General features: G+C 36.6%; 12 protein-coding genes. All 12 read right to left on the bottom strand.

Annotated elements, in window-relative coordinates; translation table 11 throughout:
- Positions 1–145: 145 nt before the first annotated feature.
- Positions 146–976, bottom strand: coding sequence for a glycosyltransferase family 4 protein (locus IQ217_RS09505; RefSeq protein ID WP_228024047.1), 831 nt, complete (start codon positions 974–976; stop codon positions 146–148).
- A gap of 21 nt (positions 977–997) precedes the next feature.
- The gene (locus tag IQ217_RS18925) at positions 998–1339 is read right to left on the bottom strand and encodes a hypothetical protein (protein ID WP_228024048.1); all 342 of its coding nucleotides are present in this window, start codon (positions 1337–1339) and stop codon (positions 998–1000) included.
- A 19-nt stretch (positions 1340–1358) separates the two neighbouring features.
- Positions 1359–2084 carry a hypothetical protein gene (locus IQ217_RS09500; protein WP_194019753.1) on the bottom strand — a complete coding sequence of 242 codons (726 nt, stop codon included), beginning with the start codon at positions 2082–2084 and terminating at the stop codon, positions 1359–1361.
- A 162-nt stretch (positions 2085–2246) separates the two neighbouring features.
- A complete protein-coding gene (locus tag IQ217_RS09495) occupies positions 2247–3383 on the bottom strand; it encodes a glycosyltransferase family 4 protein (protein WP_194019752.1) in 1137 nt (378 codons plus the stop codon).
- 14 nt (positions 3384–3397) lie between these two features.
- Positions 3398–4237, bottom strand: a complete 840-nt coding sequence (locus IQ217_RS09490; protein ID WP_194019751.1) for a glycosyltransferase family 2 protein — start codon at positions 4235–4237, stop codon at positions 3398–3400.
- Between the two features lie 119 nt (positions 4238–4356).
- Complete coding sequence (locus IQ217_RS09485) at positions 4357–5703, bottom strand: O-antigen ligase family protein (RefSeq protein WP_194019750.1); 1347 nt, start codon at positions 5701–5703, stop codon at positions 4357–4359.
- A 454-nt stretch (positions 5704–6157) separates the two neighbouring features.
- A complete protein-coding gene (locus IQ217_RS09480) occupies positions 6158–7048 on the bottom strand; it encodes a DUF5672 family protein (protein ID WP_194019749.1) in 891 nt (296 codons plus the stop codon).
- A 27-nt stretch (positions 7049–7075) separates the two neighbouring features.
- The gene (locus tag IQ217_RS09475; protein ID WP_194019748.1) at positions 7076–7864 is read right to left on the bottom strand and encodes an FkbM family methyltransferase; all 789 of its coding nucleotides are present in this window, start codon (positions 7862–7864) and stop codon (positions 7076–7078) included.
- 75 nt (positions 7865–7939) lie between these two features.
- The gene (locus IQ217_RS09470) at positions 7940–8875 is read right to left on the bottom strand and encodes a nucleotide-diphospho-sugar transferase (RefSeq protein ID WP_228024049.1); all 936 of its coding nucleotides are present in this window, start codon (positions 8873–8875) and stop codon (positions 7940–7942) included.
- Positions 8876–9041: 166 nt separating this feature from the next.
- On the bottom strand, positions 9042–9719 hold the full coding sequence (locus tag IQ217_RS09465; protein ID WP_194019747.1) for a class I SAM-dependent methyltransferase: 678 nt from the start codon (positions 9717–9719) through the stop codon (positions 9042–9044).
- 168 nt (positions 9720–9887) lie between these two features.
- Positions 9888–11195, bottom strand: coding sequence for a flippase (locus tag IQ217_RS09460; protein WP_228024050.1), 1308 nt, complete (start codon positions 11193–11195; stop codon positions 9888–9890).
- Positions 11196–11394: 199 nt separating this feature from the next.
- Positions 11395–11763: an MreC domain-containing protein gene (locus IQ217_RS09455; protein WP_194019746.1), complete on the bottom strand. Its 369-nt coding sequence runs from the start codon at positions 11761–11763 to the stop codon at positions 11395–11397.
- Between the last annotated feature and the right edge of the window lie 296 nt (positions 11764–12059).

Genomic DNA, 12059 nt, shown 5'->3' with positions numbered 1-12059 from the left:
ACTAAATGCTGAAAGATATAAAGCTGGCTATTTTTGGGGTTCACAGCTCAATATTTCATGAAGCGCAATAGCTCCACCGATTCATCGGCAAAAATACCACTGTCTATGGCTTGATGATATTTTTCATTAGTCCACTTATAGGTGGTTAAAACCATTTTTGGTTGTTCCTATGGCTAAGGGCGCATTCGATGGCTTGTTGGAGGCCCTGGGCAAAATGGTCGGGGGAATATTTTTGAATATGGGTTAGGGAAGCCTGGCCCATGGCAATGAGGTCAACTTGGCCAGAACTAATTCTTAACATCAGGCTGGTAAGTTGGGCAGTGTTTTCGGGGTCAAAGCCAAAGCCGTTTATTCCCTCTTGCACTAGGTCTGGATAACAACCACAACGGTTAGAAACCAGCACTGGTAACCCGGCAGCCATGGCTTCGTTGACCACTAAGCCCCATTGTTCTTGGAGGGCGGGATGGATAAATGTTTTAGCGCCAGCATACCAATGGGGAATTTTTTGGTAGGAAATAAAGCCTGGTAAATGTACAACTGAGTCCAAGGAGTGGGCTTGAATGAATTGTCTGATGATATTTTCCTGAATCCCACTGCCACAAATCACTAACTCCCAAGCTTGGGCCTGACTTTTTTGATAGTACTTGAGATAAGCATCAAGCAAAAGAAGTAAGTTTTTGCGGGGGATAAAACGGCTAACGGCAATAAAGTAGGGAGCTAGGGGAGGAAAATTTTCTCCTGATTGAGTATGGACTGGGTGTTGCCGTGCTTTTTCGGTTTGTTGGGTGAAGTAATCGTTATCAACAACGTCATAGCCGAGAAAAATTGATTGTTTGTTCATACCTAGTCTGACTAGGTAATCTTTGTGGGCATTACCTGCCACTAGGGCTCCATGGAATTTGTTGACGTAGAGCAGAGACTTAATTTTTTCTTTCCACCATTGCCTCGGTTCGTCGTCCCACTTGCTATCGCTCATCAATATTGCAAGAATTTGGTGTCAATGGGCCCAGGTTAGGGCGGCCCTGGCGATGGGAAAGCCCCATCCAGGGATGATGATTATATCTGGTTTGATTTTGTCTAGGTATGGGGGTAAACGTTGAGCGGCGATGGGGGACTGGGGATTAATTTCTCCTAGTTGGTTAAGTTCTGGGGATGGTATGAGGGTAATGAGAGGAAAGGTAAGTTTCTGATTGATACTTCCCCAGGGATGTTCACCGGCGCTGGCTGTTTCTTGGATAGCAGTGAGGGTAAAATGTTTTTCGGCTAGGAGTTTCTGAGCTGCCCTGAGCCGAGCAATATGGTAACCGCCAAGGTTATGGAAAATGATGACAACGTGCATACGAATTATCCCTTAGCCGTTAATATCTGGGGGAATAGCTTTTTTTCCTGATGGGTTGGAAGGTCCCCACTAACAAACGCCAAATAATTAAAATTGCTCCGGTCAGGAGTAAATACCGAAATAACATGGCTTCCAGGGTCTGGCTAATGATGTAAACAGAGAGGGCAGAAAGAATAAGAAAGTGTAGATTCCAAAAATTGCCCTGGCTAACCATCTTTTTCCATGCCCAGCCGTACAGCCAACCGATAGCAAAAAGGGCAAAAAGACTGAACCAAGAGAATTCAATCCACATATCCGCTAACAGTCCTGGAGCGGCGCCCCTTGCACCGGCCCAACCTAAGGTTTCTTGCAAGGCTTGTTCACCTACCCCCAGATTTTCAGTTTCAATGTTGGGAATATTCAACCATTCAGCGGAGTCAGCATATTTGGTCGGCCAAAGAAAGCGGGGAATGGGGCGAATAAACGCAATGACAAAGTATCGTCTACCCCAAAAGAAGAAGTTGCGGGCATTGGCATTGAGAATAGCGCCACTGCCATAGACGTACTCATTGTTGCTGAGACTGGTGGCATTTTCAGCCAGCCCAAAGTAGTTGAACAAATTATCGGTTCTTACTTCAAAGTCAGAGCCTAGATACAGTTCATTCCGATTGGCTACTAAGAACATTAACAACAAACCTAGGGCAATGCTGCCAGCAATGACGAGGACCAAGGAAGGACGGCGACGGCGCACCACAAACCAAGTCATGGGTTTAATCTAAGGTAACGCAGTCGGGTTTTGTCTCCTTATTCAGAATCAAGTAATAAACGGCGATGGTATTTTGGACTAAATTTTTCTGGAAATAGCCATCAATAAAAAATTGGGGGGTATTTTGACTAAACTCTGCTTTAGATAACATGAGGTATTTATTCAATGACTGAGAGCGTATTCTATGGCTTGTTGGAGACCATGAGCAAAATAATCAGGAGAATATTTTTGAATATGTTCTAAAGACAATTGACCCATCGTTTTTAAATTTATCTCTCCCGAACTCATTTTTAGCATTAGCTCAGTAAGTTGTTCTTGGTTCTCTGGATTAAACCCAAAACCATTGACTCCTTCGATAATCAAGTCTTCAAAGCAACCACAGCGATTAGAAACTAACACCGGTAGACTAGAAGCCATGGCTTCATTGACCACTAACCCCCACTGTTCGGTAGTACTGGCATGGACAAAGCTTTGGGCATGGGCAAAGTAAGGCAGTAAATCATGTTGCTGCAAAAAGCCGGTAAGATGAATCACATTGGTTAAGTGCAATTTATCGATTAATGCTTCAATTTCTAAGCGCATCTCACCATCACCGCACAATACCAAATGCCAAGCATTTTCTGGAACCGTTTCATAGTATTTAGCATAAGCTTTTATTAAAGTAATTAAATTCTTTTTTGGTACAAAACGGTTAATGCTAAGAAAGTAGGAAATATTAAGTAATGGATGTGGTAACTTTGCGATGTCATCTGGATGGTAGACTTTATTGTCTACAGCATTATGTCCACAAAAAATTGCATTTTTATCAAACCCTAGCTTATGAAAGTAGCGTGCATGAGGCTTTCCTGCCACAAATGCGGCATCATAATTAGAAATTATAGTTTTTTTGACAAACTCTTTCCACTGAATACGAAGAAAATCATCATCTTTGCTTTCTGAAAGACAAATAACTTTTTTTCGATGTACTTTAGCCCAAAAGAGTGCTGCTAGCATTCCTGGGTCAAAGTATCCAGCAACTATGACGACGTCAGGATTAAGCTTGTACAAACAAGTAAAAACTTGTCTAACTAGCTTAAGAAAAGGGATTTCTTCAAGAACCCCATCTGGATTGAGACACACAAACTCACAGGGTAATTTGTCAAAATTAGCTCTCCAATCATAGGTTCTTTCTACACGTGCAAACTCAACGCCAATAGCTTGCCAGCCTTTTTGGCAACAAAGTTCATGAAAAGCTTCAAGACGAGCAAAATGGTATGGTCCATAGTTAGTATAAAGAAGACTTAATTTCAAATTATTCATAGCGTTTTTGCTTTTTAGAAAGTAGTCACTTTTTGAAAAATTTTTGAATACTGAGATCGATTTAAGAACCATCCATTCTTAATATATTTTAGACGACGCAGTAAGCGAAGAAAATGGGTGGTTGAGCGGTATGACCAACTTTCTGTATTTAGGTTTTCTAACTCTAATAAAATATTTTTAAATTCACTCAGACCAATGTGTGAAATAGTGGCTGATTTTTGTCTTGGTTGTTGTCTAAAACAAGCTAGAAATTCGGGAATATGAACTGTTTGGAACTGTTTAGCAATGTTAAAAAATAGTTTATATTCCATAGCATATTCAAGAGTTGAATCAATACCACATACAGATTCATAAGCGAATCTGGAGAAAAAAACAGAACCTTGAAATACACTTGACGTACCGTATAACCATTGCTTATAATTCATGGGACTTGCTATCAGAGCACGTGTTAGTTCTGCCTGTTCGTTTACCAAAAAACTATCGCCATAAATTAATCCTAATGAAGGATATTTAATAAAAGTTTTTGCAACCTTTTGAAAAGAATTTTGACAATAAAAATCATCGGAGTTGATCCAAGCAAAAATATCCCCTGTAGCCAACTTAAAACCCTGGGAAATTGCATCTGCTTGACCTTTATCTGATTGAGATTGCCAGTATTTTAGCCTAGATTCATATTTTTTAATGATATCGACGCTACCATCCGAAGATCCGCCATCCATGATTATATATTCAATGTTTTGGTACTCTTGCAATAGAACTGATTGGATAGTTTTTTCGATATATTTACTTTGGTTAAAAGAAGGTGTGACAACGCTAATTTTAGGGCAGTTTTGCAGCTGTTTTTGAAATATCATTATTCTGAGTTTAAAACTATCCCAAGGTAAAAATAGGTAAATAAAAATATGGTTCTAATTCTACTTAAAAAACCAAATGTTATATAAATATAATATTTAGTATTGGTAAAATATAAAAATCATCTAAGCCTGTCACTAAAGTTTATTTTCTCTACATCAAATATGTATCTTGTCAGAGATCCGAAAAAAAAGCATGATACGGCAAAATAAACATAATTTGCTTGCAAAACAGGGGTGCCCATAAAAGCAACCCCAAAGGCAATTAACGTACAAACAACGAATACTCTAACCGTTAAAGATATCTTTGATGCCAATAGATTAATTATAATAGGAAGTTGTAATAGATGAAATGTTATAAGCAAAATCATTGGTATGATTCCCGCATCATATAATTGATCGAGCCATATGTTGTGTGGAGAAGAAGCTCCATAAGGTAGGGGAATCTGCCTCCCTCCAAACGGAAATTCCCACATATAGCTAATTGCCGCCTGCCAACTAGCATAACGAAGAGAGTCCATTCCTTGCTCAATAAATCGAGAGCCAATACCAATATCAGTAAGGGAAAAAAATATTGATTCAATGTATTCTACTATCACGTCATATAAAAATAAAAAAACTGTAGTTAAAAAAACATAAATTAATATTCGTGCAACCAACTGATTTTCAGATTTGATGAAACCAAAGCTAACAATTATAAGAGAGCTAATAATGGATAAAACCAAAACTAAAATTGGCGTTCTTGCACCCAAGCTGACGGAGGAGTAGAACGAAAGTGTTGTCAAGAATAAGAGGACTATAAAAAGAAAAATATTAATGCTTTGATTAATAAAATTTTGTTTTACTTTGGCGTTCTTTTGTAAATTTAAAAAAATGAACAAGAAAAAGATTACAGTTCCTGACATAGACAGCCCTAAATAAGAATAAATATCTAGAGAAGGGCCATTAATTGGCTCTGCTAAGCTACTCCAAAAACTTGGAACACTTCTTTCTTCGATTTGTACTAGCCCAAAATAAAATGAACTACTTAAATATTTAACTATACTTAGAAATACAAAGGTAACTCCACCGGCAAAGATAGCTGTATTTACCAGGATGATATTCAGAGGGAAAAAAGGTATTTTTTTGAAATTAAGAGATAATCCTAGTAAATATAAAATATTTATTACAAATATAGTAATAAAAAACCTAGTATTGTCATTGCCTATATCCCCGAGTTGATATTCGTAAACTACGAAGTAATAATTAATAACAGAAAATAAAGAAAGTGAAAATATTGATAAAATAGTTATCCAAGATCGAAACATTTTTCTAGGCCAACTTAAAAAACCAAAAGCTCCCAATATAAAAGGCGTAAGAAGCGTGAACAAAGTAGATATTCTGGGTATTGTAAGAGTTATTACAAAAAGGCTTAACAGTGAAATTATAAATTTTATTTGAATTGTTATATTTTTAAGTGCTAAGCTCATGTGATTAATAATTAATAATTTTAAATGGAATTTAAAAGATGAGTTCTTGATACAAATGTAAATACTTTTGAGCCTGAAGTTGAAGCGTAAATTTTTCTTCAACAGTCTTTCTGGCATTCAGAGATAGTTTATGCCAACGCTCATTATTTTTCAATACTAAGTAATTTTTGTGCTAAATTCTGAAGATATTAAAAGTTTTTTTGAGTAAGCTTAATTGAGACCATTTAAAATGCTAATGATGCATTAAATATACTTGTTAATATTTAATTGGTGGAAGCATATTAAATTGAAAATATGTGACCACAAGCTAAAGATTGGCTAAGGAGCTATATTAATTTTAATCTTTCATTCAGCTAAATAAAACAATCTGAACTGTTTATTTCCTTTAAGATTTTTGGTTTTTTTACAGTCAGAATGTGTAGATACTTTTCAGTTTTTACACGCAATCTTCATATCATAATTCTTCATGAAAGATTAAATTTAACCAAAATTCTTTATTGTATTTGTACCACGCATGGCAACCTAATGGCAAATGATTTTTGTTATAAGCAAAGCATTTTTCGGGTGCATATTCATACGCAAAGTTAAGAGCTAAGTTAGGATCGGGAACAAAGAAAGATAAATTGAAAAAACGAGAGTAGCAGCCCCAAAATATATCTTCATTTCCCTTATACAGAAATAAAAATAGTTTAAGATAATTAATTTTTTTTAAGTATTTTTGCATTTTAAAAAAAATGATTAATATAAAGAAATATTTAAATCCATAAAAGATATGGAAGTGAAAATCATGAAAACTCATAGGTTGCAACTGTTTTGAACGCAAGACAGAAATAAAAGAATCTATTTTCCTAAGAGAAAATCCGCCATTTCCAACACCAATAAAATCAATTTCTTGTCTTTTCTCTTGCAAATTAATATCACTTATTTCTTCATAACAGTTATCATAGCAATAATTAGTCAACCAAGGTGCTCCAATATAATCTATATTTTGGCTACACCAGTCAAGCAAATTATCCTTGAAAACCAAAGCGTCCAACTGATAAATTAAAATGTACTCATAATCAAGAAACCTTGCATAAAAAGCCTCACTGAGCATTAATTTGTTGTATCCACAAATACCATCAAAAAAATGCTCAGAAAAACGATAAACAAAAAGTGAACTACTATTGTTTTTTTTTGGGTAATTGTTATAAAGTTCTTTGTATTTTACAACATCTAAATTGATAGGGCAAACAAGAATAATAGGGTGCCGATTTAATATTTTGATGCACTGAAGAAAAGAAATTTGTTCATTTTCATCAAGTTCTTTTTTGTAAATAGGTATGACGATAGCTATTTTTTGCATAATTAATATGTCAAAAATAAGGAGATTTTATCTTTCTCTAGTCGCAAATATATTTAATTGTAAATCAAAATTTAACATTAAAGGTCTATCAATAAAGGGCCTTTGAGACGTATATGCTTCTTTAATATGATATCTAAATCCCTCTTCAGTAAGGATTGCTAATATATCATGTAAATTTTGCTTTTCTTGATAATGCGAATGATATTCAATAAAGATTCGCTCCACGTTTTTTAGTAATTCTTGGCAGTCTTTAATAACCGGATACTCTGCTCCTTCTATATCAATTTTTAGAAAGTCAATTTTTTGTCCGAGTAAACTTTTTAGTCTAGTAGTTTTTACTTCTATTAGATTGTCATCTCCAACTTTAGCAATTCTTCCAGAAAATGCTCCTTCTTTAAAAAAGGATAATTTTGATTCCTGATTCCAGACTGCAGTATTGCTAATTTGTACATCCGACATTCCTAATGAATCGAGGTTGAATTTTAATATCTCGTATATTTGTGGGTCAGGTTCAAAAGCAATTATTTTAGATTGAGGATACAATTGCTTGAAATAGATACTACCTAACCCGATATTTGCACCGCAGTCAATAATAAGAGGATGTCGATTATTTGTATTAAATGCATATATTTGCCCTATAAAAATCTCTCTAATCCCTTCCAAAAAAGTACAAGAATCCACGATTTTAAAGTCTTGACTGAAAAATTTAGTGTCAACGCTAATATGCCGGGGTATTTTTCTCAGTTTCAAAAATTCTATCAATGTAACAAAAGTAAAAATGCGAGTATCAAAAATTTTGTTGATTTTGTTAATCATTTTTTTAACATATATTTACAATCATGTTTTTCATGGCCAAGGAAGGCTTCTTGGATTAGATCAAACAATTATTTATTAAAGTTTATCTACTCTAAAAATATATCTTATCTTAACTAATACCCTTTTAAATAAAGAAATATTTATATGTTTTTTTTGAGTGTATTTATCTGCTTGCAGATCGCGAATGACGTAAGGAGGATGATTCAACGGAAATGCTATTTCTTCTATAGCCATATTAGCTAAAGGAGAATTGCGGGATAATGTGTGAGTTCCATCTTGACTAAATCCAATATTACTAATCAAGTTGACATTTGGCAAGATTGTCAAGCCATTTTGTATCCAACAGGTAAAAGTCCAACGATAAGCCCAGCTATCAATTTTCTGAGAGTAAGCTACTTCAAATATTTGCTTCCAATATTTTTGGAAATTTTTATTGCCTAGATTTAGTAACCAATCTCCATCCTGTAAATCCTCCCAATTTTTCATGTCATGATCATATAAATTCCATGCTCTTCGCCAACTTGCCCAGCCCCAACAATGGTTATAACAAGAAAAATAGTAACTATATTTACCTCTTTTTTGCCCAAACTGAAAATTATCTCCAGAAATTACCATAATTCTTTCATCATTCCTGTAATAATTAAGCAAATCTTGACAATACTGAAAGAAAGTTGGATGTGGCAAACAATCATCTTCCAAGATAATTCCCTGTTCTTCATTGTCAAAAAACCAGTCAATAGCACCACTGACAGCAATTCGACAACCTAAGTTTTTGTCTCGAAAAAGAGTTTTTATTTCACAATCCCAGTCAATATTACTGATAACATAATCTCGAACAGCTTGGACTTTTTCCGCTTCTCCTTCACGATTTTCCCTTGGGCCATCGGCGGCAACATAAATCCTTGGAGGTTGTGCTTGGCGGATAGCTTCAAATACTTGTTTTGTGGTGCCTAAACGATTAAAGACAAGAAACAAAACAGGAGTTTGCATTTCAAAGTTTTTATTATTCATACATACTTTAAGAGTAGTTTAATTAGAATCTAACAATAAACTTAAGTTGTAGCAACTATTTGTTGAGGCAAATTTCTATGATTTATAGCTGTCAATACTCTTTGATAAAAGCTGACTTTAGTTATGCAAAATCTTCCTGTTGTCTTTCATTATTCTGCTATTTGTTTTAATTAAATGGTTTTTGAGCCTCCATATATAATGTTTCCCACAAACGGTTTTCACCATCATTTAAAAGAATTGGGTTGTTTCCCTGTTGAAAATCAACTTCTTGGACATTTACAAAACCTACTTCTTGCAAGCAAATTTTTAGAAGATTACTATCCCACAAAGATAGATGAAAATAATCCTGGGTTAGAGTTCGTATCGCTTCACATCCAGTTTCCCATTGGTTGAACTTTTCATTAACTTCCTTTCCAAGGTAATAATCAACATATTTTTGCAAATCCGGAACTGTTATTCTGATCCATGCCCCTGGCTTCATCGTTCTATAAAGCTCTTGTAGCAATTCTGACGCTTGATCAGGATATAGATGTTCAAGAGTATGTTCTGTAAATACACCATCCCAAGTATTGTCCGGACAATTCAAAGGAAATCTCAGATCTAACATCCAATCAGGTTTACTTCTAGAAAATAAATTAAAACTAAAAAAATCGGTATTTGTCCAACCTTCCAGAATAGTGTTTCCACAGCCCAAGTGTAATAAATTTTGTTCCGTTTTTTTTAAACTCGGCTTCTGGTTGAACAATAACCTTCCTAAAAAATTTTTAGATTCAAATTTAAGAATCCCGAACAAACTTACCTTGAATCTGGATTTGCAGATGCTTCTTGTTTGAAAATTGCCCATAACAGTTAGTTTTAGTTAAGTTAATTAAAAATTCACTAATTAATAAACATGGAGGACTTGCGAAAAACAATCCTGTTAAATAAAAACCTACAGAATATTCTATTATTTTTTATACACAAAAAACTAGAAGAGATTTACTTTGTATTTACAAACAAACTAGTTGGATCATCATGACATTGGAAAGATTGATTTTACCTGCAAGAAAAAAAAATCTCTTGTTTTTACACTTAGTCCATTAGCAAAAACTGAGCCCACTCCATAGGATATAACTGTTGCAACTGCGGCACCTTCCCCCGCATATCTAGGAATCAGTAAAAAATTCAACAGCATATTAGCAATTGCTCCCAAAAGAGTCCGATAAAAAGAAAAACTTGTTAAATCTTCAGCAATAAACCATGGAGAACTAGCCACTCCCATAAATACAAATAAAGCCGCCCAAATATGAATTGATAAAATAGCCGAAGAACCAGAAAACTCCGGGCCGAATAATAAATCAATTAAACTTCCAGACAAAAAAGTCATCGGAATGGCAATCATTATCGCAACTGTGTTCAAAAACTTTAGCAGTTTAGATATTTTTTGATAATAGGCTAGTTCATTACCTTCCCTTTTAGCTTGGTAAATACTAGGAGCAACAGAAGAAACAATGGCAGTGGGAATAAAATACCAAACTTCCGAAATCCTCGTCGCCGCAGAATATAAACCAACCGCATCATCCCCTATCATTTCCCCTAACATCACTTGGTCTGTTTTCATGTAAATCATAATAGTGAAACCAGACAAAATTAGAGGCCAACTTTGCTGGAGCAATTCCCTCGCCACGGAAAAATCCCAACGCCATCGCCATAGGGAATAACCCAGTACTTGGTAACTTATCACAAGCCCCATCGCCCCGGCCAGCACCTCCGCAATTGTCGCCCCAGCAAAGGCCAACAAAGGAGCCTGAAAATGAATTAGGGTCAGCTTAACAACAGCAAAAATAATAAACGCCGTATTTTTAGCAATGACCGTGTACTTCGACTTAACTTGGGATTGATACCAAATATCAATGGTGTCAAAAGCATGAAAAATACCTGCCGAAGCCAGAATTGCCACCAAACTAACCGTCAAAGGGTCATGGTTACGGAATAATAACACCGCCAGCAAGGACAAGACTAAACTACCGATTCCCCCTAGCAACTGTAAGCAAAAAGTAGTCCCCAAAATTTCATTCTGTCGCTCCGGCTCATGGGTCAAACTTTTCACCACCAAACTTGGTAGGCCCATGGTAGCCAAAGTAGAGAACAGCCCCACAAAAGCAGTGGCAAAACTGTACATACCAAACTGCTCTACGCCTAAATAGCGGGCCACCAGAGTAAAAACAAAAAGACCAACCCCCATCCTCAAAATGCGATCAGCAAACAACCAACCAGTATTAGCAAAAATCCGCTGAAATTCCTCGCTAAAACTAGCCGCCGGAAGCTTGAACTTGGTCAAAGTATTGTCCTAAAACTAAATGAAGAGTCCACAAAAATAGTTAGTGCAAGCGTTTTTATGCCACGCCACCAGGGGATCTTCCGCCATCACACCCTCAGCAGAACAGTAGAAAATGATTTCAGATTAAGAGCTAGATCCCTAGGCGATCGCCTTTAGGAGAACAGATCACCATATTCGGCCAGCAGTGCTAAGGCCTCCCTTAAGAGTCTTCGATTTCGGTCTGAGGGGTCAAGCTGGAATTGTATCTCGGCAATACGGCATCGAGTTTCGATTCTAGTTCGCGCAATCTGGCGTTCTCTCTCCTCAGTTCTTCGAGACTCATCTGCTCTTTCTTGAGCCACTCTGCGTTGCTCTTCTCGAACTCTTCGTTGCTCTTCCTCAGTTCTTCGTTGCTCTTCCTCAGCTCTTCGTTGTGCTTCTTGAGCCAAGCGGTTTGTTTCTCGATTTCGACGGTTCCACTCAACGCCGAAATTAGCCAATGTAGCCAGGAGGGCTGCCACAGTGAATCCATTGCTCCACTGTCGGGGATTGGCAACGAGTCCGAGGAATTCAAAGTCGGTTTGGTCATAGAACCTCAAAAAGGCGATCGCAATCAATAACACCGTCAAAACAGTGGCGGGCAATAGTGCCAGGAAGTTTAACCACATCGAGGGCAAGGCAAAGATAATTCTATTTTAAGTGCTAGGTCTCCTGGCGATCGCCCTTAGGAGAAGAGGTCCCCATATTCCGCCAGGAGAGCCAGAGCCTCCCTTAATGCCCGTCGGTTTCCGTCGGAGGGGTCAAGCTGGAACTGTATTTCGGCAATACGGCATCGAGTTTCAATTCTAGTTCGGCGAGTTTCGCGTTCTCTTCTCTCAGCGTTTT

This window comes from Synechocystis salina LEGE 00031 (genome assembly GCF_015207985.1).
Lineage (GTDB): Bacteria > Cyanobacteriota > Cyanobacteriia > Cyanobacteriales > Microcystaceae > Synechocystis > Synechocystis salina.
Note: the sequence above shows the minus strand (reverse complement) of the source record. Positions and strands in the feature narration are given on the sequence as shown.

Coding starts and splice junctions, on each gene's coding strand:
- IQ217_RS09505 (WP_228024047.1), bottom strand. CDS start 976: ATGAGCGATAGCAAGTGGGACGACGAACCGAGGCAATGGTGGAAAGAA.
- IQ217_RS18925 (WP_228024048.1), bottom strand. CDS start 1,339: ATGCACGTTGTCATCATTTTCCATAACCTTGGCGGTTACCATATTGCT.
- IQ217_RS09500 (WP_194019753.1), bottom strand. CDS start 2,084: ATGACTTGGTTTGTGGTGCGCCGTCGCCGTCCTTCCTTGGTCCTCGTC.
- IQ217_RS09495 (WP_194019752.1), bottom strand. CDS start 3,383: ATGAATAATTTGAAATTAAGTCTTCTTTATACTAACTATGGACCATAC.
- IQ217_RS09490 (WP_194019751.1), bottom strand. CDS start 4,237: ATGATATTTCAAAAACAGCTGCAAAACTGCCCTAAAATTAGCGTTGTC.
- IQ217_RS09485 (WP_194019750.1), bottom strand. CDS start 5,703: ATGAGCTTAGCACTTAAAAATATAACAATTCAAATAAAATTTATAATT.
- IQ217_RS09480 (WP_194019749.1), bottom strand. CDS start 7,048: ATGCAAAAAATAGCTATCGTCATACCTATTTACAAAAAAGAACTTGAT.
- IQ217_RS09475 (WP_194019748.1), bottom strand. CDS start 7,864: ATGATTAACAAAATCAACAAAATTTTTGATACTCGCATTTTTACTTTT.
- IQ217_RS09470 (WP_228024049.1), bottom strand. CDS start 8,875: ATGAATAATAAAAACTTTGAAATGCAAACTCCTGTTTTGTTTCTTGTC.
- IQ217_RS09465 (WP_194019747.1), bottom strand. CDS start 9,719: ATGGGCAATTTTCAAACAAGAAGCATCTGCAAATCCAGATTCAAGGTA.
- IQ217_RS09455 (WP_194019746.1), bottom strand. CDS start 11,763: ATGACCAAACCGACTTTGAATTCCTCGGACTCGTTGCCAATCCCCGAC.